The organism is Rathayibacter sp. PhB179 (assembly GCF_004345345.1).
GTDB lineage: Bacteria > Actinomycetota > Actinomycetes > Actinomycetales > Microbacteriaceae > Rathayibacter > Rathayibacter festucae.
The window spans coordinates 109161-132210 of sequence record NZ_SLVD01000010.1; the positions used below are offsets into that span (position 1 = coordinate 109161).

Here is a 23050-nt window from a genome sequence, read left to right on the forward strand (position 1 = left end):
GGCCGCGCAACGGCCCCACCCCTGCTGCTCGAGCACCCGCGCAGCACCCTTGCATGCTGGTCGAGCACCCGCGCAGCGGCGTATCGAGACCACACACGCCGAAGCCCCCGCCCTCCGAAAGTGGAGAGCGGGGGCCACTGCGAGACCGTCAGCGCGTCAGAGCGTCTGCGCGAACGGGTCGAAGTCCACCGGCACCGCGGGCACCGGCGCGGACAGCGTGCTGTCGATCGCGACGAACTCGCCGCTCTCGGCCGACTCCTGCGCCGACAGCATGACGTCGAGCACGTGGAAGCCGAGCTCGCCGGTGGCCACGTGCGGGCGGTCCTCGGCGATCGCGCGGACCATGTCGAGCAGGCCGAGTCCGCGGCCGACGACCGTGCCCTTCTGCTCGATCTCGGTCCACTCCTGCTCGCCCCACTGGCCGTCGGCGATCGAGGTGCGGGCCTTCACGTACGCGGTGCGCCCCTCGAACTGGTTCGGGTCGGGGATCACGATCGACCCCTCCGTGCCGTGGATCTCGAAGACGCCGTGGCGCTCGAGCGCGGAGTCGAAGCTGAGCAGGCTCGACGCCTGCGGCCCGGTCGCGAACGAGGTCAGCACCTGCAGCGAGGTGGGCACCTCGACCGGGAACGTCGTCCCCGCGTCGGGGCCGGAGCGGATGACCCGCTCCTCGAGCTTCTTGCGGCCGAGGGCCGCGACCCGCTGAACCGGTCCGAACAGGCTGACGAGTCCGGTGAAGTAGTAAGGACCCATGTCCAGCAGCGGGCCCGCGCCCTCCGCGAAGAGGAACGCCGGGCTCGGGTGCCAGAGGTCCGGTCCGACCGTCTGGAAGACGGTGGACGCGAACATCGGCTCGCCGATCACGCCGTCCGCGATCGCGCGCTTCGCGGTCTGGAAGCCCGGGCCGAGCAGCGTGTCCGGCGCCGAGCCGACGCGCAGCCCCTTGGCGGCGGCGTCCTGCAGCAGCTGCGCGGTGCCCGCGCGGTCCAGGCCCAGCGGCTTCTCGCTCCAGACGTGCTTGCCCGCGGCGATCGCCGCGGCCGAGACCTCGACGTGCGCGGCGGGGATGGTCAGGTTGACGACGACCTGCACGCCGGCGTGCGCGAGGACGTCCTCCGCCGAGCCCCAGGCGGGGACGCCGTGCTTCTCGGCCTGGCTCTTCGCCCGGTCGAGCAGCAGGTCGCCGACGATGAGCACCTCGACGTCCGGGAACGACGCGAGGTTCTCGAGGTAGGTGTCGCTGATGACGCCGACGCCGATGACGCCGATCCCGATGGGCCCGCTCATGCCGCGTACCCGCCCTTCACGAGGAAGTCGTAGCTGGCCTGGATGTCCGCGAAGACGTCGCCGGGGGCGTTGTCGTACTCGATGACGGCGTACTTGATCGCGCCCTCGCCGGCCTTCAGCGCCTCGACGAGCTGCACGTCGCCCTCGCCCGGACGGCGCTGGTCGAGGGTGTCCGAGCCGAAGGCCGCGGCGCCGGGGGCGAACGGGTTCTCGGCCGGCGCGATGCCGTCCTTGACGTGCACCGCGACCAGGCGCGAGCCCAGCTTCGACACCAGCGCGGGGCCGTCCTGGCCGCCGGTCAGCGCCCAGAACAGGTCGAGCTCGATCTCGACGCGCTCGTCGGTCGTCGCCACGAAGCGCTCGTAGGCGGTCTGGCCGTCGAAGGAGGCGATGAACTCCTGCGCGTGGTTGTGGTAGCCGACCTTCAGGCCGAAGGTCGCGGCGACCTCGGCGGCCTTGTTCAGGCGGTCGGCGATGTCCGCCACGCCGTCCTCGGTCAGCCAGCGCTCGGCCGAGACGAACGGGTCGATGACGGTCTGGATGCCGATCTGCGCGGCCGCCTCGAAGACGACCTCGGGGGCGGGGGTGGGGATGGAGCCGTCCGGCGTCCACAGCTCGTCGGAGAGCAGCGGAGCGTGGCCGGTCGGCGAGGCGAGACCGCTCGCGTCGAGCGCGGCGCGGATCTCGGCGGGACGGCGGACGAAGTCGAACGCCTCGACGTTCTTCAGTCCGATCGCCGCGAGCTTCTCGAGCGAGCCGTTCGGGTCCTCGGAGAACTCCTTGGCCAGCGTGTAGAGCTGGATGGAGGCCAGGGGCAGAGTCATGATCGATGTCGCTTTCACTGGTGATGGTGGTGCGGGCAGGACTGTCGTCTCCGACCAGCCTGTCCTATGGACGTCCGAGAAAGGCCTATCGGACTTTCTTGATGGGGAGGATGACGAGTGCGCCGACCACTGCGGCCAGTGCGCAGACCGTGAACCACAGCCCGTAGTTGTTGCCGGTCGGGTCGCTGACGTAGACGAGGATGCCGCCGACCAGCGGCGCGAGCGTCTGCGGCAGCGCGTTGGCGATGTTGAAGACGCCGAGGTCCTTGCCGGAGTCGTCGGGGTTCGGCAGCACGTCGACGACGAGCGCCAGGTCCACGCCGACGTAGATGCCGTAGGCGAGTCCGAGGACCGCCTCGAGCACGTAGAAGGCGCCGATGTCCTGGACGAAGATCAGTGCGAAGGTGCCCACCGCGAAGAGCGCGGTCGAACTCCAGACGAAGACCTTGCGGCGCCCGATCCGGTCCGAGAGCCAGCCGGCGAAGTAGCTCGCGCCGACCAGCGTCACCGTGTAGATCAGCACGCTGGTGGTGATCACGGCCGGGATGCTCCCCTCCTCCACGCCGATGTGGTTGAGGAGGTAGAAGAAGCGGAAGGTGGTGAAGCCGAAGCTCGCGAAGATGATCAGGAAGCGCGACCACCAGGCCAGCGCGTAGTCGGGGTTCTTCACCGGGCTGACCCAGAAGGTCTCGGCCCAGTCGCGCAGCGTCGCGCGCGGCGGCGCCTGCGGCAGGCGCTTGTCGGGCAGCACGACCGCGAAGACGACCATGGCGGCGATCGCGAGGATCGACGGGGCGACGAACATCACGACCAGCTGGCCGGCGAACGCCTGGGCCACGTAGGTGCCGCCGAGGATGCCGACGTTCTGCGCGATGCCGAGCGCCGCGGTGATCTTGCCGCGCTGGAACTTCGGCACCTGGTCGGCGAGCGTCGCGGTGAAGGGCGCGAGCGTCATGTTCGCGCCGAGCTGGGCGAGCGACCAGCCGACGGTCGCGACGAGCAGGGTGGGGGCGAGCGCCATGATCGCGAAGGCGACCGTCATCAGCACCGTGCCGGTCACGATCCAGATCCGGCGGCGGCCGAAGCGGCTCGTCGTGCGGTCGGAGAGCCGGCCGACGACGACGTTCGCGATCGTGGCGAAGAGGGCGCCGAAGCCGCCGAGCACCGCCGCGGCGCCGGTCGCGCCGTCCTGCGCGATCTCGCCCGACTCGACGAGCGACTGGATCTTCAGGCCGATGCCGACGACCGCCGGCCCGAGCAGGGCGATGAAGAAGATCAGCTGCGCCGCGAGCAGCCAGAAGACGTAGCCCTTGGTCGCCGGCTCGGTCGGCTCGGAGAACGCGTGGTGCCCCCGCACCGTCGCCGTCGCGGTGGTCATGCCCGAGGGCATCCCCGCCGCGGATCCGCTGGACGTCGTCATGATCGTTCCCTCTCGTCATCGAGTGTGCAGAATCGAGCGGTCGTGCCCAAAACCTTGCGTCGTGTGGTTTTGAGTATGCAGGGCGGCTCACCTCGCCGCAACCGTCGGCCGCCCGAGACGCCGGTCGGGAGTTGCGCAAGATTCTGCCCCCACGACGCTAGCCCTCCCCCTCGCGCCCCCGCCGCCCCTCACCCGAGCTGGCGCGCGACGTCCGCGCCTGCAAGAAACCGCAGCACACGCGCCCGAATCACCGACGTCAGAGATGATCGAAGGTCTGTACGTTTCGAATAGCGAATTGTACAATCGGTGCATGTCGACCATCACCGTCTCGGATGCGCGAGCCAACTTCTCCGAACTGATCACACGCTCGCAGACCGAAGCGGTCTTCGTGGAGCGTCACGGTCGTCCGGAGGCCGTCGTCGTCAGCCCGGAGCAGTACGAGCGGATGATGGACGCCCTCGAGGACGTCGAAGACGCGCATGCCTTCGACGCGGCCATGGCGGAGGAAGGCGACAACATCCCCTGGGCGCAGGCCAAAGCGGACCTCGGCTGGGAATGAGCCGCTACAGGATCGAGCTGCGGCCTGCCGCCATGAAGGCGCTGCGGAAGATCGATCCGAACGATCGGAAGCGGATACAGGGCGTCATCGCCCTGCTCGGCGAGGACCCTCGACCACCGGGCGCGAAGGCGCTGCAGGGGCGGGCAGGTCTCCGCGTCCGCGTCGGCGACTACCGGATCGTGTACACGATCGACGACGGAGTGCTCTTGATCGTCGTGGTGACACTGGGCCACAGGCGTGACGTCTACGACCGCTGAAGAACCCGAGCTCCGAATCGAACCGGAGCGCAGCAAGCCGATCGAGAACCGCCATCAACCAATAACGGCCCGCCGAAGCGGGCCGTCCTGTTCTGTCTCAACCAGAGTGCTCCCGGAGGCATTCGACTCCAAGCTTCTGATCCGGGAAAGAGACGCAATACCCACAGGAGTCCATGCCGCGACACTCTGTGAACATCAGGCTTAGACATGGTTTAGACGGACAGCTTCGACCGCGCTTGCGATGCCGTTAAGGCCGCCGTCTGACTCGGTCTGTGACCCCCTAAAGAATGAAAACCGCCCAGCCCCTTGCTGCCGAGGCTAAGCTTTAAGGTTCAGTGTGCCACCAGCCGAGTTGAAGTGATGCCGCCGCTCCAAGCGTAACCAGCTCAATCGTTCGAGACATTCATCGTATCTGAGAGGCCGCAAATTGGACGATTTGGTAAGCGAACAGGACCAGTCGACGGCGACATACGAAGAGCTTTCAAGCACCTCAACAATGTGAAATGACTTTAGGTTGATCTTACGTGCCAATTTTCGCTTCACGCAATCCCGGCCTTCACTATACGGCGACATTTACTCACTGAAACGCCTCATGCAAGCGCCGTACTTTACCCTGCAGGCTACATAACTCCGTATTAATGGCGACTGGCCCAAAAAGATTCGCTGAAACAATGATACCCGTGCGCACGCGCAGTGGCGACCTTCCCGCTTAAAGGACGAAACGGGTTAGCTTTTCGATACTTGAAGATGCGCCCACACGAGCCGAAGCGCGGACCGGACCCGCCACAAGTGAGCCTGCTCAACGACGACCAACCTCGAAACGAACACGAAAGTTCTCGCGCGCCAGACAGGTGCGCGGTCAACTGCAGCCACGGATCCAGCTGTACGATCTGAAGATGGCTCCAACCGCTGATCATCCATGGGAAGACCAGGTCAGCAGCGGTCAACGTTTCGTCGGCGAGCCAACTCATGAGCGTCGGCTAATGCGGAGCCTTTCGCGGAGCGCTGGCAGCCTCTTCCACCCAGGGGTCGGACGTACCGCGTGGATCGTCCTTGAGCCTCAAGTTGGCGCTGGGCGCCCTGACGCAGTGGTGATCACAGCTTCCTCGGCAGCACTCGCGTGGTACAGAGCATCCGGACTGAGACTAGCCACTCCGTCTGCTGCAAAGGTCCTGATGGACGGTCCGGAGGACGCACTCGGACTGTCACGGGCATACGTGCGGGAGCTCCGTAAGTCCTTGAGTGGCGCGGGATGGGACAAGCAGACTTACCTTCGAGCTGCTTCCATCGTCTTCGATTCCATCGCAATAGAAGCGAAAATGACTGACTGGCGCGGAGCATTACGCCAAGTCGGAAAGTTCCGCGTAACGGTTCATCGTTCCGCAATCTTGATGCCGGTTGGTGCCGCCCAGCGCATCGCCCGTCCCACATTAGAGCTCTTTAGAACCGGCGTTCTTGCGGAGGCCGAGGATCAAGTTACGTGGCAGTCAACTCCTGGGAAATTTGCGCTGAATACCGCCGGCCGCGCATGGCTTTTAGAAATTCTTGTGAGAGGACTTGAAGCAGGATCAGCTTATAAACTCTCCGAGTTTCGAAACTTCACAAGAGCAGATTTCAGCGCTTCCACTCTCGGACGATAACGTGTCTCGAGTGGAATTCCAGCGTCTGCTATAAGCGCAAACCTAGCAATGGCACCCTCGAGACTCTTCTCAACCAAATCGATACGTTCAGAAGTGCCTCCCAACTGCGAAACGGTCGACGACCGGTTTGCGAGCAAGTTCAAATGCGACTCCTGAGCTTCGAGGCGTGAAATTGAATCAAAGCCGCGCGTCTGAAATTCCGCAACTTGCTCCTCGGTGAAAATCTCATCACGAATCTCTGACCTGTAAATCTCGTCCGCTTCCGACACTGCACGAAGTGGGGACCAGAGCTTTTGTAGATGCAGTCGAGGCGTGGCCGCTCTGCCGCCCTTGACGTCGGACGGCTGCCACTTCGAGGCATTGAACTGCCTCAGTGAATAGCTCCACCCGGACGCCATATGATCAGCACCAGCTGCGATGCCGAGAAGTCCTTCATTGTCCGAGTAACCCCAGGTGACCTCGTACCCGTTGAGTTCTGAGAGGTTATAGATCAGACGTAGTAGGTTCGTGAGCCGATCGACTGACCACGCAACCGGTGGGTAAGTCGTGTTAGATCGCCCGACCAGAATATAAAAGCCAGCGACTTCAAGCGTCGTAGCGACATCCAACCACTCGTCAACGTTTCGCCAAGTATCCAGCGCCACATCGTCGATAGCTAACGTAGCTATCGTCTTATGCGGTCCCCACGCTTCGCTTGCCGTTCGCGCGAGCTGAACAGCCAGAGGAGTCCAGACGTCAGCAAAGGAGGACTGGACAACTGAGGGTGCGATCCACCTCCCCTCAGGGTTGAGCCGGCGGTTCAGCTCACCGACAGCTTCAACCTGCTTACTGACTGTCTTGGCATCCTGGGACCAGTGCAGGTCTGAAAATTGAACGCCATGAGATTCATGTTTGCGTCCGAGCCCACGCGGAGCGGTCGAGTAGACGTAGGTCTGAGGATCGATCCGCACTTCGATCCCAAAGCGCCTCGCCTCATGCACGGTATTTTCAAGAGTTTGGGCGTCCTCGTCGGCCGCACTTAAGATCACGCCAGCGAGACGCCCGCCGCGCGCCAAGTTCTGCAGTTTCTGACCTTTACCGTAGCCATGCTGTAAGTAAAAGCTCATTCTTTCACCAAGACTCTCAGTGGTTCCTCGATAGTACGAAACCGCCGGTTCGGCTTCGGGGCCAGCATTCGGATGAGCACGGCCTGTAGTTCTGGCGAGCAGTTTAGCAATGATGAATCAACATTTTCGAATGTTAGTAGCTTATGAATATACTGCTCTCTCCGCGTTATATCGGGAGTGCGGAATGGGTGCACACCAGTCAATGCTTGATATCCGACGATCCCAATCAGGAATTGGTCGGTGCGTACATCGATCTCCGCATAGCGCCGCGCGCCAAACTGTTCCGGCGCGGCGTATATCGGCGTTTTTGGAGATTCATCGTAAGATTCAGTCAGGTCGGAGAGCCCCGTGTGTAATGCAATCCCTAGATCTATGAGAACTGGCGTATTTGCGTCATCGAAGACGATATTCGCTGGTTTTATATCACGATGCACTATACCTTCTTGCCAAAGAGCTTGCACTGCTAAAAGTAACGCAATTACAAGCGCCTCGGTCTGGTCTGCGTCTAAGGGGCCCCCCGCAAGTCGATCTTCAAGTGTGCCGCCTCCGTAATACCGCTCCTCGTACACGATGAATCTGCCGCCATTTATGTCTGTTACGACCGGCGCCGCCACCATCTGGGCGAGGTGGGGCGAGGACACGAGAGACATGCCCGCCAGTTCTCGGGCGAGACGCTCAGGTAGGGTTCCGACGTCTACCTCCTGGCCGTCGACTTCGAGCGCGACCGGATCTGTCAGGATCTTCAGAACGTAATCTGAGGGAGCCTCGCCACTGAAGCGGTACGCCACTTTGAATGTCCCACGGCCAAGCATCGGAACGTGAATCTGGTAGTTCGGAAACGCAGTTTGAACGTCAGCGTCTTCGAACGGCAAAGGCACATCAGGCACGCAACCCCCCCCTCAGGTTCTCCAACCCTAGTGCCTTGGGCGTGCTTGCGACGGGTGCCAGATTTCGCAGCCGCGATCCCGCCACAGCAAGCGAGCCCGTGGCCCACTGCAAAGCACCGTCGCCGCGCGGTTCCTGCGGCCGAGGTGGAGCTCAACTTCCCACCTGAATTCTGGAGGAAGACCCTCACGGCGAGGAATCAAAAGGCTGCCTGCAACAACGCGAAGTGGGGTGGCAGAGTCGCTTACGCACCGGGCGACGCGGAGGCGGTCATCGAGGCCGCCGACGGCAAGCCGACGGGTCAGCAGCATGACAGGAAGACCGGCAATCTTGGATCATTAGGGCATTTGGTAGTGACCTCAAAGCTCCCGGGGTCGAGGGACGAGGCCCCGCCGGACTATCGCTAGCTACGCCTGCCGCTTCGCCCGTGGGCGCACGTCCACGCTCTCTGCCCGATTACATTTGACGATCTCGTCCTCGTGTCTTGCATCGAGGAGGGGTATTGCTGGCGCCGTGTCTCGCACTTGCTACACGCTATCGGGGTACTTCTGGCACTCCTTGGAAGACCGAAAATTTATGTCATGGCCGAACTCGGCAACTCCGGCGCTCCACCGAATTGCAGCCAGATGATGGTCGCCATTGCCGAAAGTTCCTGGCAGGACGAGAGCAAGGTATTCGGCTAGCTTACTGCGCCGAAGGTCAGGACCAGCCTGGGCTTTCAGCCGTCAATTAGTCCGGGCTTGTCGAGGCCGATAAAGCGTCCAGGCTCGCCGACACAGTGCCGATTCGATGAAGAGTCTTCAGTAGTCGCAAGGTACATCAAGATATATGCGCGATCGCGTAGGTCCTCTGAACGCTCTGCGTCGAACCCAAAACCTACCGGCAGCCCCATCGGCTACTTCCAGGAGCGCGCTTGATCCACCCACCGACGCTGCTTCGGCGTCATGCATGAGCCCTCGCCCGCCATCAGTGGCGAGCGAGCGGCTCGCCGAGTCGTTAAACCAAGAACGGCCCGCCGAAGCGGGCCGTCCTGTTCTGTCTCAACCAGAGTGCGCCCGGAGGGATTCGAACCCCCAACCTTCTGATCCGTAGTCAGATGCTCTATCCGTTGAGCTACGGGCGCAGTCCATCGCGTGGCCTTGGGGGGCGCACGCAACGAGGTACGACTATACACATCGGGGAGCCCCTCCGCGAATCGAGCGGGCGCCCGCCCGGGCCCGCGTAGCGTGGCAGGCATGGAGGCCGCCGCGATCGAGCTCGTGCGCTTCGTCGTCTCGCCGCTGCACCGGTTCGAGGGGCGGCCGGCGGACGGCCCGATCCCCTCCGAGGGCAACGAGCAGCCCGAGCGGATCGAGATCCGCGCGGGACTCGGCATCGTCGGCGACCGCTACTTCGCCCAGCGCGCGCATCGCACCGCCGCGGTCACCCTCTTCGCGATCGAGTCGCTCGAGCACATCGCGGCGGAGCTCGGCCGTGCCGCGTTCGACCCCGCCGACACCCGCCGCAACATCATCGTGCGCGGCGCCGACATCGACGCGCTCGCCGGCCGCACCTTCGCGGTGGAGCAGGGCGGCGAGCGGATCGAGTTCCAGGGCGGCCGCCCGGCCAACCCCTGCGCCTGGATGGACGTCTCGCTCGCGCCCGGCGCCTTCAAGGCGATGCGGCGCCGCGGCGGCGTCCGCTGCGCTCCGCTCACCAACGGCGTCCTCCACATCGGGCCCGCCCGTCTGATCCTCCACCGCTCCGAGGACATGCTGATCTGAGCGGATCGGCCAGCGCCTAGGCTCTCCCCCGACCCGTTCCCGCCAGGCCGCTGCGCCGCGACACCCGAGGAGGCGCCCGTGCCCTACCCCGGCCGCCCCCTGCGCACCCTCGCCTCGAGCGTCCGCCACGGCCTGCGCGACGTCTTCTCCACCACGCGCTCCCGCCGGCGCGACCCGCGCCGCCGCTACAAGAACACCGACGTCTCCGTCCTCCGCGTCCACCGCCGCGACGTCTACGCCCGCGTCAACACCGTCGGCCACACCGGCGAGCGCACCTTCGTCCTCGTCCCGGGCATCGGCGTCGCCGCCACCTACTTCGAGCGGCTCGCCCCGGCGCTCAACGAGTTCGGCCCCGTGCACGCCCTCGACCTGCCCGGCTTCGGCGGCGTCCCGCACCCGCCGAACGCCCGGCACATGACCATCGGCGACTACGCCGAGCTCGTCGGCGCGGTCATCGACGACCTCGGCCTCGACGACCCCGTCGTCCTCGGCCACTCGATGGGCACGCAGGTCGTCGCCGAGCTCGCCGCGCGCCGGCCCGAGCTCACCACGATCGTCCTGCTCGGCCCGGTGATGAACCCGCACGAGCGCCGCATCCCCGTCGCCGCCTGGCGGTTCCTCCAGTCGAGCGTCCGCGAGCCGGTCCAGGTCGCCGTCCTCGCCGCCGCCGCGTACCTGCTCTGCGGCCCGCGCTGGTTCTCGCGGGTGCTGCCCGAGATGATGCAGTACCGGATCGAGGACGTCCTGCCCCGGATCCGCGCCTCCGCGCTGGTCATCCGCGGCGAGTACGACCGCCTCGTCCCGCGGGAGTGGGCCGAGGAGGTCGCCGAGTCGATCCCGCACGCGCGCGCCTGGGAGATCCCGGACGCCTCGCACTCCGTGATGCACGCCCACGCGGAGGAGGTCGCCCGGCTCTGCGTCGAGCACGCCCGCGCGCCGCAGCCCGACCGCGGCGAGTCCTCGCTGCGCCGCTTCCCGGACGACGAGATCGACCGCTCGCAGGAGGACGCCCCGATCGAGGACCCGCTGGGCGCGATCCGCGGCCGGGTGACCGAGCTCGCCGGCATCCTCGTCGACGACGACTCGCTGATCGCCGAGGGCAAGACCCAGCACGCGGAGGCGACCGACCCGTCCGCCCTGCAGGAGTCCGACACCGATGCCGGAGACGGCGACTCCGGGCCCGGCCTCTTCGACACGCCCGCCGCACGCTGAGCGCGGAGCCCGCTCAGGACTCCTCGCCCACGATCTCCTCGCGGATGCGCCGCAGGTCCTCGGCGAGCGCCCCCAGCAGGATCCAGTGCTCCGGGTGCGGGGTCACGATCACCAGCGGCGCGGTGAGCGCCGGCAGCTCGTCGGTGATCGGCTCCGGCTCCGGCACCGCGACCGAGGACTGCACGAGCAGCCGCAGGTCGTGCGCCGCCCGGTGCAGCTGCACCGCGATGTCCCCGATCGTCGGCTCGCCCACCAGCTCCTGGTCGTAGAGGTCGTGCACCGTGCGGGTCATCCCGCGCACGCGCGTCACGATGCGGGCGAGCCGCGGAGTGACGGAGTCCAGCGCCAGCAGCCGGTCGCGGTGCGCGGAGCGGCGCGGGTTGAGCCGCAGCGACTCCTCACCGGTCGCGATCGCCTCCTCCGCCTTGGTCTGCATGGTCTGCAGCAGCCGCGCGTTGATCAGCAGCTCGCTGAGGCGCTCCCGGCCGACCCTCGTCTCGAGCACGTCGGCCAGGTCGTCGAGCGCCGCGGCGAGCTGCGCGGTGAGGTCGCCGACGGCCCGCTCCGCCGGTGCGAGGGTGATCGGCGGGACGATCAGTGCGTTGACGACGATCCCGACGGCCGCGCCGATCAGCGTCTCGAGGATCCGGTCCACGGCGTAGTTCGGCGTCACCGAGCCGACCGAGAGCACGAGCATCGCGCTGATCGGGATCTGCACCGCGGAGGCGGGCGTCAGCCGGACCGCCCAGCCCACGGCGATCGCGGCGACGATCGCGCCGAGGACGATCGCGCTGTCGTCGCCGAAGAGCGTGCCGATCAGCGACCCGACGACGACGCCGATGATCACGCCGACGCTGCGCTCGAGCGCCTTGGAGAACGACTGGTTCACGCTGGGCGCGACCACCAGCAGCGCCGCGATGGCGCCGAAGACGGGCAGCGTCCCGGGGAAGATCAGCGCGGCGATGATCCAGGTGACGACGGTCGCCGCCGCCGTCTTGACCAGCTGCAGCACCGGCGGCCGCGTGTCCACGGTGAAGCTGGATGTGAGGCGCATGGCTCCACGGTAGCCGCGGCGTGCGGCCGCGGTCACCGCTCCGGCGCCGCCTCGATGCTCGCGAGCACCGCGCGCAGCCCCCGGGCGGCGTCGTCGCGGAGCGCGTCGGGCACCGCGACGAGCAGTTCCCGCTCCACGTCGAGCACCTCGGGGAAGGCGGCGTCGACCAGCGTGGTCCCCTCGGCGGTCAGCGCGATCAGTGCACCGCGCCCGTCCGCCGGGTTCGCGGTCCGCAGCACCAGCCCGCGGCGCTCGAGCGCGTGCAGCCGCTTCGTCACGGCCGGGGCGGAGGCGAGACCGATCGTCCGCAGCGTCGTCGGCGACTGCGGCGCGGCGAGCCGGCGCAGCGTCGTCAGCACGTCGAACTCGCCGCGGGTCAGCTCGAAGGCGGCGAGCCGCTCCTCGGTCGCGCGCACCAGCAGGGCGGAGGCGCGGATCATGCGACCCGCGACGTCCACCGCCGAGGTGTCCAGCTCGGGCCGCAGCCGGCGCCAGCCTGCACGGATCTCGTCGACGGCGTCCGGAGCCGCGCCGGGGTCCGGACGCGACGAGTCGCTCGACAGAAGATGATTCACGAGTAAAGTATATCTGGTTCACCCGTGAACGACCTCTCCGGCCGGTGCCGCTCGGACCCGCCCGCCGACCCGAGGACTCCGATGCCCGCCACCCCCTCCCTCCGCAGCGCGCTGCCGCACCCCCGCGAGCTGGTCGCCTTCGGCCCGCACGACGGCGCCCACCGCGTCGCTCTGCGCGCCGGGATCTCGATGGCGGTGCCGCTCCTCCTCCTCTGGGTCTTCGGCCGCACCGATCTCGCCCTCTACGCCACCTTCGGCGCCTTCACCGCGCTCTACGGACGCCGGCACACCCACCGCCCGCGCCTGATGATGCAGGCCTCGGCCGCCGCCTACCTCGTGGCGATGGTGACGATCGGCACCGCCGTCGCTCTGTCGCCGCAGCGCGACTGGCTGATCATCCCGGTGGTCACCCTCGCCGCCGTCGGCGCCGCCTACCTCAGCGACGCTCTGCACTGGCACCCGCCCGGCCCGCTCTTCCCGGTGTTCGCCGTCACCGCCTGCGCCTCGGTGCCGGTCGAGGCGACGCGGATCCCGGAGGCGTTCGCCCTCGCCGCCGCCTCCGCCGCCTTCTCGCTGCTCATCGGAGTGAGCGGGATCGCCGCCCCGCGCGCCCGGCTGCTGCCCGCGACGCCGTGGCGCCCCTCCTTCCGCGCCGCTGCCGTCCGCTCCACGACCCGCGCCGGGATGCTCCGCTTCGGCGCCGTCGTGCTGATCGCCGGCGCGATCCCCACCGCGACCGGCCTCGGCCACCCCTACTGGGCGATGGTCTCCGCCGTCGCGGCGGTCTCGGGCGCCGACGCGACCGCCCGCCTCGTCCGCGCCGGCCACCGGATGCTCGGCACCGTCATCGGCGTCGCGATCGCCGCCGCGCTGCTCGCCCTGCCGCTGTCCCCGCTGGCCACGATCGGCGTCGTCGTGCTGCTGCAGATGCTCGCCGAGCTCGTCGTCGGCCGCAACTACGGCCTGACCCTCGCCCTGATCACCCCGCTCGCGATCCTGATGGTCGAGCTCGCCCACCACACCGACGAGTTCGTCCTCCTGCGCGACCGCGCCCTCGAGACCGCCATCGGCGTCGCCGTCGGCGTGGCCGCCACCCTGCTGGCCCATGCGGTCGCCTCGCGCACGCACAGCGGAACCGCCGCCGCCCGCTGACCGACGACGCGCGTGCAGAGCACGTCACCCACCTCCAGATCTGCTCCAGATCGTGACAGAATCTGGAGCAACGAGAGGCGGGTGCGACGGTGAAGGTCCCCATGCCGCCCCCCGACTGGGCCGCGGTCCTGCACGGCGAAGGCCGAGATCGGATCGTCTCGGCGATGGTCGGCGCCGATCTCGACGACAGCGCCTACCTGCCCTGGGACAAGATCCGCTACCGGACTCCTCCCGCCGGCCTCACCGTCCAGGAACTCTGGGCGGCCCTCAAGCTCCGTCGTCAGTCCGGGCTGCGCACGGTCTCCCTCCTGTCGAAGGAAGGCAAGGCCTTCTCGTACACGCTCACCGATCACCTCCTCCGGAGGTGCGAGGAGATCGCGGCCCGCGCGAGCGGCACGATCTCGATGCCCGAGCTCGCCGTCTCTCAGGGGGACCGAGACCGGTACGTCGTCAGCTCGCTCATCGAAGAGGCGATCACCTCCAGTCAGCTGGAGGGCGCCTCCACCTCGCGCCGCGTGGCCAAGGAGATGCTCGTCTCCGGTCGCCGCCCCGTGACGAGGAGCGAGCGCATGATCCTGAACAACTACCGCGCGATGGAGCGCATCCGAGAGGTGGCCGAGGAGCGGCTCACCCCGGAGCTCGTCCTCGAGCTGCACCGCATCGTGACCGATGGCACGCTCGACGATCCCGAGGACGCCGGACGCCTCCAGCAGGAGAGCGACGAGCGCGTCCGCATCTTCGGAGACGACGACCAGATCCTGCACGTGCCGCCGCCGGCCGCCGAGCTCGCCGATCGGCTCGAGGCACTCTGCCGTTTCGCGAACGGCGAGGACGGCGACACCGCCTATCTCCCCGCTCCGCTCCGCTCGATCGTCCTGCACTTCATGATCGGCTACGACCATTACTTCGCCGACGGCAACGGCCGGACCGCGCGGATCCTCTTCTACTGGAGCATGCTCCGGCAGGGGTACTGGGTGACGGAGTACCTCACCGTCTCTCGGATCCTCAAGAACGCTCCGGCCAGGTATGCGGGCGCGTACCTGCTCACCGAGGACGACGACGGTGATCTCACGTACTTCCTCACTCACCACGTCGACGTCTACACGCGGGCGCTCGACGACCTGCAGAGACACCTCCAGCGCAAGAGCGCTGAACTGCGGGACATGAGAGCCCTGCTCGATCGCCGATCGAACGACCTCAATCCTCGGCAGCTCGCCGCACTGGAGTCGGCACTCCGCGATCCGCAGTCGGAGTTCACCGTGCACGGCCATGCCACCACTCACCGCGTCTCCGGAGAGACCGCTCGAGTCGACCTCCTCGGCCTCGAGGAAGCGGGGCTTTTCGTGCGCTCCCGACGGAGCAAGAGCTACGTCTGGCGCCCCGCCGGGGACGCGGGGCGCGTGGTCGAGATCGCTGCGGACGAATGACCGCTCGCTCCACCGTTCGATCCGGATCCCGGCGGGTCGGAACCTCGCTTCCTCACCCGAGCACGACGGAACCCCCGGTCGGCTCGCGCTGACCGGGGGCTCCACGGCGGGGGTCGGCGGGCGCCGGACCCGATGGGCCCGCCCGCCCCCGCACGAGGCGCGGAGTCGCGCGGCGGTTTCCCCCCACCGCGCGACCCTCACGCCTCAGCTAGGCGACGAAGCTCCACTTCTGGTGGTTGCCGCCGTTGCAGGTCCAGGTGCCCAGCTGCCGGCCCGCGGTCGTGCTCTCATCCGGCACGTCGAGGCAGGCGCCGCTCGCACGGTTGACGATGGTCTGACCGCTCAGCTGCCACTGCGACGTCTGTCCGGACGTGCAGGGCGCCTGCACCAGCGCGCCACCGGAACCCGAGCTCCCCGACTGCGCGAGGCAGAGCCCGCTGTGCTGCGTCTGGAACTGCACGTAGCCACCGGCCGACGCCCGGGCGAACACGGCGTTCGACCCGTTGCCGCAGGTCCACTGGACCACTTTCGAGCCGGTCGCGGTCGAGTCGTCCGCGACGTTCACGCAGAGTCCGCTCGAGGCCGACTTGATCGTCGACCGGGGCAGCGCCGGGGCGGCGTTCACCGTTCCCGCCGCGGTGTCGATGACGACCCCGTCCACCTCGGGCATGGCGACCGAGGTGTTCGACGGGAACTGCAGCGGCTGCCAGACGTAGCTGGAGTCGTTGACCGCGCCGTTGTTGGCGCCCGCCCAGCGGTCGCCCATGTAGAGGTAGGACGTGCCGGCGCTGCCGCTGATCGTCGCGACGTAGGTCGGCTGCGAGCGGTTGCCGGTCGGCCCGCCGAAGTCGGTCGGCGTCGACCACGGCCCTGTGATCTTCGTGGCCGTGGAGTACTTGTTCTGGTTCGGGCTCCAGCCGGTGGTCCCGGACGAGAGCGCGAAGTAGACGCCGTTGCGCTTGAAGATCGTCGGCGCCTCACGGGACTGGTTCTCCCAGTGCAGCCCCTGGAACGACTCGACGTTCGTGTACGACGCGTTGAGCTTGAAGATCGCCGTCGACGCGTTCGTCGTGGGGATGGCCGTCGACGAGAAGAGGTACGCCGAGCCGTCGTCGTCCTGGTACACCGTCATGTCGCGCGACTCGTAGCCCTGCGGCCGGAAGCTGCCCTGGTAGGCGTAGGAGCCGTCGATCGTGCTCGAGGTCGCGACCGCGACCCGGCCCTCCCAGTAGTTCTGCCCGTTCTCCCAGTGCATCCAGAGCACGTACTTCTGGGTCGCGGCGTTGTAGACCAGCTTCGGCCGCTCGATCGTGGAGACGTTCAGCTCCGGCGCCGAGTTCTTGGTGAGGATGTCGCCGCGGAACTCCCAGTTCTTGAAGTCGGTGGAGCGGTAGAGCGGCACCGAAATGAACCGATTGTCCGCGTCGGTGCTCTGACCGACCCAGTAGTAGTACTGCCCCACCTTGAGCAGCCCGGCGCCGTGCCCGTGGATCGGCTGGCCCTGGGTGGTGAGGAACTGCGTGCCGTTGGTGACGGTCTGCGGCGCCGCCGTCGCGGGCGCCAGGCCCGTGACCGCGACCAGCGCCGCCGTGGCGAGCGCCATGAGCGCCAGCCTGATCCGTCCTCGTCGTTTCGTCATTGAAACTCTCCTTCTAGTTGAGGGTCATCGAGGGGACGACCCACGTGGTGGTCGACATCGCCGGAGCGGATGCCGTGAACCGGTTGCCGGCGAGCGCGGCCGAGGGCAGCGCCGCGAGGTCCTGGGAGCCGCTGGTGCGCACCCCCGAGGCGGTCGCGGTGGCGGGAGCGAAGCGGCTGAGGTCGTAGGTGACCGTCGCCGGCGTCGAAGTGGTGTTCACCGTGACGAGGACGACGCGCCTGCCGGCCTCGTCGTGGAAGGCGACGGTGTCGTTGTCGCTCACGCCGATCACCCGGTAGCCGCGGCGGATGTAGCGGCTCCACTGCGCCATCGCCCAGAACTTCTTGTTCCGGGTGTAGCTCGACAGGTCCGCGGAGGCGTTGTTGAGGTCGGTGTCGAGCATCCCCCAGCCCCCGGAGTCGACCGCCTGCCAGTAGGCGAACGCGCTCGCACCGAGCCACTTCACGTCCCAGAGGATGTTCTGCGAGAGGGTCGTGCCGCTGGCGTCGCCGTTGCCGTGCTCGGAGTCCCAGATCCGCGTGCCGCGAGCGGCGGTCTTGAAGCCGGTCCGGTCGGAGCCCTCGTAGCTGTGCACGTTGTACTGCCCGACGAGCGCGCGGGTCTGCGCGGACCAGCTGTCCACCGTGTCGCGGCCGACGTCGATGCTCGTCTCGTCCGATGCCGCGATCCGTGTCGGCGAGCCCTGCCGCGCGAGCTCGTCCGCCAGAGCCTTGAGCATGGTCGCCTGGTTCGCCGGGAGCATCCGGTTGCCCTCCTGGCGGTTGCCGAAGGTCCAGTAGGCGGCGCTCGGCTCGTTCACCGGCGACAGCGTGCGGAAGGGCACGCCCCAGGTCGTGCGGAAGCGCTCGTTCACCGTCACGAGGTAGCGGGCGAAGGCCTCGTAGCTGTCGGGGCGCAGGTTCTCGGCGGCGTTCCTCCCCCCGGTGACGCTGCCCGAGATCGTCATCCACCACGGCGGCGAGTTGGCGAAGGACTCGGCGAGGAACTCGCTGGCCGGGATCCGCGACTTCGCTGCCTGCAGGAACCAGCGCTGATTCGGATCCGCCGACCAGTCGTAGGCCGCCGAGGCGGACGCGAGGTAGCCGGGGATGCGGGCGCGCAGATCCATGTGCCCGGGGTAGGCCGGGTTCTCGCCGCCGCCGATGTTGTAGCGGACGATGTTCAGCCCGAGACCCTTGTCGCGGTCGAAGAGCAGATCGGCGTAGGTGTCGCGCACCGCCTGCGTGCCGCCGATGCGGTGCGCGAACCAGCAGAGCGCCGTGCCGAAGCCCTCCCACACCGGTCCGCGCTGCGCTGGGTCGACGACCGCCGTGCCGGTGGCGGCGTGCGCGGGTGCGGCGCCCGGCCCGGCCACCGCCGTGACCGCGCCCGTGAGCGCTGCCGTGCCTGCGAGGGCGAGAAGCCCTCTCCTGTCCATCTTCATGGGTACCTCCTTGTACCTGTGGTGCTCGTGCCGCGGCGCCTGATCAACATCTCCGCCGCACGGATGTCCACGTCAACATCGCTTCGGTGAACGTAGCATGGCAGCGCAACCATCGCCAGTACGATGCGCGCCACGATGGTCAGGAGCCTCGGACGGGGGTCACTCACGTCCACGGGAGGATCGTCGTCCCCGAGCACCAGGAGCGACGCACCCGGGAACGACAGAACCCCCGGTCGGCTCTCGCTGACTCGGGGGTTCTGACTGGCGGTACCGATCGGGCCCGCCGCGGTGCATGCCGGCTCAGGTCACCGGTCTCATCGACCTTGCCGCCCCTCACCGCTGAGACGACGAGCGCACCAGAGCTGATCACCGCAGGAACGAAGCTGAGCAATGACTCCGCTGGGAAGCCCTGCACGATGAGCACGACACCGGCTGCGAGACCTCCGATGGCGAGGAGCTGCGACCCGATCGCTCCGACGATCACACCGACGGATTCCGCCCTGGTGAGCCGAGTCAGCGCTCCTGCGCGAGCATGTTCATTGGCGACATGCGCATCGACGATCTTCTCGGCACTGCCCGGGACGACGCGCTCGTATCCCTCGATCATCGCGACCGGAGGGAGAGGACCTCGAAACGATCGGCTTCGAGCGATCGCCTCTACCGTGCCGGAGCGTTCAGATTCTTCTTCGATTTCGGCGTCGATCGTTCGATCGATGAGACCTCGGTCGGCGTCGGGTGACCAAGCGCCTTCTTCATCTCGCCCAGGCGCCGTCTGTCGCCCGTCATTCCCACGAATGCTCCATGGGTCAGGCCCCTCATCGCTGCTCGAGCTGTCGGTGTCATCTGGCAAACCTACGTCCTCCGCCGGGCGAGAAGGAGCTCTCGCCATGTCATCGACCGAGAGCCTAGGCAGCTCAGACACCGGGGGTACGAGAGGCGCGTTTCCTCTGTCGCTCCACGTGACCAGCCCCCTCCTCGAGAGCTCGACAGCTGTCACCATCCGCCTCCGCCGACGGTGTCGCGCGGTCCGGGAACGACAGAACCCCCGGTCGGCTCTCGCTGACTCGGGGGTTCTGACTGGCGGTACCGGTGGGATTTGAACCCGATTGCCCTCCGCGCGTTCGCGGCACGGCGCCCCTCTCGCTCGTCATTTCAGGCATCGAGGGTCACACCGGGTCGCAGCGGGTCACGGAGCGCACCGCAAGTTGTGGGCAGAATGTGGGTGGAGATCAGTCGCGCTCAAACCAGCCTTTACCTCGTCCGCCTCGGCTCGAGATGCGCTTGAGCCCGAGCGCGTCGCGCAGACGCTTGGACAGCTCGTCGGCGTCGTGCTTGTGGCCGTAGTGGCGCAGGATCGCAATAGCTCGCTCGGCGAGGGCTACCGAGTCGTCCAGGTGTCGCTGCAGCACATCCTCGGGCGTCTCACGCTTCGAGCCGTCCGGTTCGTAACCGCACCAATCGCGGAGCTGCGCCAGCATCGGCTCCGTCTCATCTCGGTACCGCTCTCGACACTGCTCCGCGGACCGGTGACGCTTGATGCTCGGATCGATCACGTCGTCGAAGTCTTGGCCGTACCGGCACCACTCCCCCTCCTCGAGCTCGCGCTCGTTGACCCACTTGAGCACCTTCGTGGGTCGCGCAGCAGCGACGGCCTTTGCCATGCGGATTGCTCCCTCGATCGGAACGTTGAGGCCGTCTTCGTCGTAGAAGCACGGCAACCCTGCGCTGATCTCGTCGGCGCTCACACCTGCGATGCGCTCGAACTCCTCCTCGTCTCGGATGTAGCCGAGCTTGTAGTCGTACTCGGCGACGTGCTCGGGCATGTCGCTCATCGCGACGATCAGCGTGAGCTCCTCGACGGGGCTTGGTCGCCGGCAGCTCGTCACGGAAGCAATGGCTCGTTCGCGCTCGATCCACGCGTCGAGGTCGTCCCAGAGCACCGGTAGCTTGCGCATGGTGACCCATCGCTGCAAGCCCTCGAAGCGGTCGTCGACGAACTCGACCTTGGCCTTCGGTGTGGTGGCGCTCGTCCCCAAGCCCATGATCCTGACGGCGACCGGCGCCTTCTTCGGAGTCTCCTTGTACGCCCAAATCTCGCCGCGTTCCACAAGACGATCCAACCTGACGTTCTCCCGCTGCGCCAGCGGCGGCTCGAGCCCAGGTGCAACCGAACCCGATGACCGCCGTCATCGGGGACCAGGCCGACTTACCCCGGGTATGTCTATAGCTTGCTCCGCATGGACGATCCGGACTTTGCTGCGGACCGGACGAGCAAACTTACCAGCGGTAAGTGGACAGCTTGCTACGCACCAAGCACGTGTCCAGCAGCCGGAGGCGGTGGTCGAACTACCATCGTCGGGTGACCAGGAAAAGCGAGCGCATGGAGGCACTGACCCTCACGGCCGGCGACCTCGTAGTCTCGATAGCCATCCTGTTCCTGGTGCGGTCGATCGTCACGCTGCACCCCGTGGATGGCTACGGCGCCGGCATCCTGTTCGCGATCGGTCTGGGCCTACTCAGCGACCGATCGACCAGCCACATCGACCTCGGCGAAGGCCGTTCCGATCGCATCCGGAGCTAACGCAGCACTTCTCCTGAACTGCTCGGATCGTGGCCGCCACGGTGGGGCAAAACTGGCCCTGGTGCACGCAACGTCGGCCCGACACACTCACCTCATGGAGTGGGTGTTGCTCGTTGTGATTGTCGTTGTCGTGGTCGTAGTCGCGAAGTGGGTGCTGCCTCCCGGCAAGAAGTACCTCGCTCTCCACGATCAGGTTGCTCGCGAGCGGCGAGAGAAGCAGCAGATCTCCGCGGCCGGTTCAGCCGGACCCGCCTCCGCTGAGGGCGCATCTAGGCGCTCAGGAGACGCACCGACGAGGAATGCTCCGAGTTCGGACGCCCGCTTGCCGCAGGCGCCGCCTGCGTTCCCGGAGGGGACCCTCGATCTCCGCGAGCTCGAGAGCTTCCGTACGCGCATCAAGGGCACCGCTTACGTGGTTCCTGACGACCAACGTCTCGAAGTAGGTGGAACTGCCTACGCACTCATCCGCGAACCGTCGAACAAGCACGACCCGAACGCAATCGCTGTGCACGACGGACGCCGCAGGGTGGGCTACGTCAGTTCTGCTCGCGCTGGATCGATGGCGCCTGTTCTCGACATCATGGGCGCCCCCGCTTACCTAGTCGCTGGGGCAGCTCCTGGCGAGGCAGGCATCCGACTGTGGATGGATCTGCCGAAGCTAGACGCCCTCCGGCGATTCGCCAAGGGACATCGCCGCTAGAAGTCCCGGCGACACCGCTGTCCTTCTCGCCAGGCGACGAAAGCTTCCGCAGCTCCCCTGAGCGTGTCACCGCCGCCGACGACCCACTCGCTGCGCGTGACGCAGACGTAGGTTGGCCGGCCCTGGTACTCCACCAGCCTGATCCAGCCGAGATCCTCGCGCTTGTCGGCCATGCGCCATTCGTGCGCGACGACGGACCGCGAGACCATCGACAGCGGGGTCCAGTGGTGTGACATCCACCGATGGTGACGGGGACCACTGACAGCGTCACAAATGAGCGATTCGCTCGCCACAGGTCGTCTATCGGGCGTCAGCCAAGCGTGATCGCTCGGGGCTCTCGTTCGATGATCCCTCGAGCGACAAGCGTGTCGAACTCGCCGATCGACCGCATGACGTCGTCCATGACGGCTGCCATCTCGGCGTGGGCTGCAGGCATGAGATGGCCGTAGATGTCGACGGTGGTCGTGATCTTCTCGTGGCCAAGCCGCGCCTGCACGTACGGCATCGGAACGTTGGCAGCGATCAGCCAGGATGCGTGAGTGTGTCGGCAGTCGTGCGGGTTGGGTCGCTTGCCGATCGGCTGCAGTCCAGCTTCAGCGCACCGCTCGGGGTCGTTGGCGGCTGCTACGGCACGGTCCCAGATGCGCGTCTTGAACGATCCGTACCAAAGCCGTCCGCCGCCCTGCCCCGCAAAGAGGAGCACGTCACCTGCACGAGAGCTACCCAGCTGCATTACGAGCTCGGCGGCGAGGCTGACTGTGCGCCGAGATCGGTCCGATTTCGGCGGGCCGATGACGTTGCCCTTCTTCCACGCCTTGTCGATGCGGACGGTCGGGGGAGTGGCAGACAGCTCGACGTCCCCCCAGGTCAGCGCGGTCGCTTCACCCCAGCGCACCCCGGTGCCGGCGAGAAAGCTCACGAGCGGCTTGTAGTACTCGGGCACGAAGTGAAGCAGCGTGGCGAACTCCTGCCGTGACAGGAACACACCTTCGCGTGACCGTCCCCGTGACAACCGCACCTTGAACGCCGGGTTGTCCTCGATCAGCTTCTGCTGCACGGCCGAACCCAAGATCGAAGAGAGCAGTGCGTGATAGTTGCGGACCGTCTTGGGGGCAATCAGTACCCCGGGCGTCCGTCCAGATGGCTGCGACTCTTGCCACGCCACCCATCGGCCGATGTCCCGCCGCGTGATGTCCTCGAGTACCAGCTGACCGAGCACGGGTAGAAACGATCGACGCACGATGCTTTCGTAGCCGTCCCGCGTGCCGGGTTCGATGCCCGTCAGCATGCCGCTCTTGGCGTCTAAGTACTCGCAGGCGAACTCAGCGAAGGTGACCGTTTGCTTGCGCGGTTGTCGACGTGCGAACTCAAGCTCTTCTGCCGCTCGCGGGCCTGCAGAGTCGACGCGGCGACCGAACTGCTCCGCCGCTCTCGCATCCTTGAACGTTCTCTGCTTCATCTGCCCGTCGATGCGGTACTGCACGCGCCACGACATCGAACCGCCGGGGTTGAGCCGCGGCGTCAC

20 protein-coding genes and 1 tRNA gene are annotated in these 23050 nt (G+C 67.0%); 8 read left to right on the forward strand and 13 right to left on the reverse strand.

The features are described 5' to 3' along the window. Positions 1–156 precede the first annotated feature (156 nt). The 3 genes from EDF43_RS18270 to EDF43_RS18280 form a co-directional block, all read right to left on the reverse strand. Entirely contained in the window at positions 157–1287 is a 1131-nt protein-coding gene (locus EDF43_RS18270; protein ID WP_132437982.1) for a Gfo/Idh/MocA family oxidoreductase, read from the reverse strand. Continuing rightward, the gene (locus EDF43_RS18275; RefSeq protein WP_132437983.1) at positions 1284–2111 is read right to left on the reverse strand and encodes a sugar phosphate isomerase/epimerase; all 828 of its coding nucleotides are present in this window, start codon (positions 2109–2111) and stop codon (positions 1284–1286) included. The genes EDF43_RS18270 and EDF43_RS18275 overlap by 4 nt, the downstream gene beginning before the upstream one ends. An 85-nt stretch (positions 2112–2196) precedes the next feature. After that, positions 2197–3531, reverse strand: a complete 1335-nt coding sequence (locus EDF43_RS18280; protein ID WP_207901839.1) for an MFS transporter — start codon at positions 3529–3531, stop codon at positions 2197–2199. Positions 3532–3841: 310 nt separating this feature from the next. On the opposite strand from EDF43_RS18280, the gene EDF43_RS18285 reads away from it, so the two are divergent. Further along, complete coding sequence (locus EDF43_RS18285) at positions 3842–4090, forward strand: type II toxin-antitoxin system Phd/YefM family antitoxin (protein WP_132437984.1); 249 nt, start codon at positions 3842–3844, stop codon at positions 4088–4090. Next, positions 4087–4347 (forward strand): type II toxin-antitoxin system RelE/ParE family toxin, encoded by a 261-nt coding sequence (locus tag EDF43_RS18290; protein ID WP_132437985.1) that lies wholly within the window; start codon positions 4087–4089, stop codon positions 4345–4347. The genes EDF43_RS18285 and EDF43_RS18290 overlap by 4 nt, the downstream gene beginning before the upstream one ends. Positions 4348–5920: 1573 nt before the next feature. On the opposite strand, the gene EDF43_RS18295 is transcribed toward EDF43_RS18290, so the two are convergent. The 3 genes from EDF43_RS18295 to EDF43_RS18305 all read right to left on the reverse strand — a co-directional run bounded on the left by EDF43_RS18295 (position 5921) and on the right by EDF43_RS18305 (position 9101). Further along, on the reverse strand, positions 5921–7093 hold the full coding sequence (locus tag EDF43_RS18295) for a hypothetical protein (protein WP_132437986.1): 1173 nt from the start codon (positions 7091–7093) through the stop codon (positions 5921–5923). Continuing rightward, a complete protein-coding gene (locus EDF43_RS18300; protein ID WP_132437987.1) occupies positions 7090–7980 on the reverse strand; it encodes a serine/threonine-protein kinase in 891 nt (296 codons plus the stop codon). The genes EDF43_RS18295 and EDF43_RS18300 overlap by 4 nt, the downstream gene beginning before the upstream one ends. A gap of 1048 nt (positions 7981–9028) precedes the next feature. Further along, positions 9029–9101: transfer RNA gene (locus EDF43_RS18305), tRNA-Arg, on the reverse strand. Between the two features lie 112 nt (positions 9102–9213). Between EDF43_RS18305 and EDF43_RS18310 the strand changes: the two genes are divergently transcribed. Both EDF43_RS18310 and EDF43_RS18315 read left to right on the forward strand, forming a co-directional pair. Beyond that, on the forward strand, positions 9214–9741 hold the full coding sequence (locus EDF43_RS18310; RefSeq protein ID WP_132437988.1) for an MOSC domain-containing protein: 528 nt from the start codon (positions 9214–9216) through the stop codon (positions 9739–9741). 78 nt (positions 9742–9819) lie between these two features. Continuing rightward, positions 9820–10953 carry an alpha/beta hydrolase gene (locus tag EDF43_RS18315; protein ID WP_243646360.1) on the forward strand — a complete coding sequence of 378 codons (1134 nt, stop codon included), beginning with the start codon at positions 9820–9822 and terminating at the stop codon, positions 10951–10953. A 13-nt stretch (positions 10954–10966) separates the two neighbouring features. Here the strand turns inward: EDF43_RS18315 and EDF43_RS18320 are convergent, their stop codons facing one another. Beyond that, complete coding sequence (locus EDF43_RS18320) at positions 10967–12007, reverse strand: FUSC family protein (protein ID WP_123736631.1); 1041 nt, start codon at positions 12005–12007, stop codon at positions 10967–10969. 32 nt (positions 12008–12039) lie between these two features. Beyond that, entirely contained in the window at positions 12040–12582 is a 543-nt protein-coding gene (locus EDF43_RS18325) for a MarR family transcriptional regulator (protein WP_132437989.1), read from the reverse strand. A gap of 81 nt (positions 12583–12663) precedes the next feature. On the opposite strand from EDF43_RS18325, the gene EDF43_RS18330 reads away from it, so the two are divergent. Next, positions 12664–13734, forward strand: a complete 1071-nt coding sequence (locus EDF43_RS18330) for an FUSC family protein (protein WP_132437990.1) — start codon at positions 12664–12666, stop codon at positions 13732–13734. A gap of 101 nt (positions 13735–13835) precedes the next feature. Continuing rightward, the gene (locus EDF43_RS18335) at positions 13836–15161 is read left to right on the forward strand and encodes a Fic family protein (protein ID WP_243646361.1); all 1326 of its coding nucleotides are present in this window, start codon (positions 13836–13838) and stop codon (positions 15159–15161) included. Between the two features lie 208 nt (positions 15162–15369). Here EDF43_RS18335 and EDF43_RS18340 read toward each other — a convergent pair whose 3' ends face one another. Together EDF43_RS18340 and EDF43_RS18345 are read right to left on the reverse strand one after the other, a co-directional pair. After that, positions 15370–16800: an RICIN domain-containing protein gene (locus EDF43_RS18340; RefSeq protein ID WP_207901841.1), complete on the reverse strand. Its 1431-nt coding sequence runs from the start codon at positions 16798–16800 to the stop codon at positions 15370–15372. Between the two features lie 13 nt (positions 16801–16813). Continuing rightward, positions 16814–18244, reverse strand: a complete 1431-nt coding sequence (locus tag EDF43_RS18345) for a glycoside hydrolase (RefSeq protein ID WP_132437992.1) — start codon at positions 18242–18244, stop codon at positions 16814–16816. Positions 18245–18791: 547 nt separating this feature from the next. Between EDF43_RS18345 and EDF43_RS18350 the strand changes: the two genes are divergently transcribed. Next, complete coding sequence (locus EDF43_RS18350; RefSeq protein ID WP_132437993.1) at positions 18792–18983, forward strand: hypothetical protein; 192 nt, start codon at positions 18792–18794, stop codon at positions 18981–18983. A 490-nt stretch (positions 18984–19473) separates the two neighbouring features. Here the strand turns inward: EDF43_RS18350 and EDF43_RS18355 are convergent, their stop codons facing one another. Beyond that, positions 19474–20352, reverse strand: a complete 879-nt coding sequence (locus tag EDF43_RS18355) for a hypothetical protein (RefSeq protein ID WP_132437994.1) — start codon at positions 20350–20352, stop codon at positions 19474–19476. Positions 20353–20624: 272 nt separating this feature from the next. On the opposite strand from EDF43_RS18355, the gene EDF43_RS22000 reads away from it, so the two are divergent. After that, positions 20625–20825, forward strand: a complete 201-nt coding sequence (locus tag EDF43_RS22000) for a hypothetical protein (protein WP_165909179.1) — start codon at positions 20625–20627, stop codon at positions 20823–20825. A 696-nt stretch (positions 20826–21521) separates the two neighbouring features. On the opposite strand, the gene EDF43_RS18365 is transcribed toward EDF43_RS22000, so the two are convergent. Next, positions 21522–21761 (reverse strand): hypothetical protein, encoded by a 240-nt coding sequence (locus EDF43_RS18365; protein WP_132437996.1) that lies wholly within the window; start codon positions 21759–21761, stop codon positions 21522–21524. Between the two features lie 74 nt (positions 21762–21835). After that, entirely contained in the window at positions 21836–23050 is a 1215-nt protein-coding gene (locus EDF43_RS18370) for a site-specific integrase (protein WP_165909181.1), read from the reverse strand.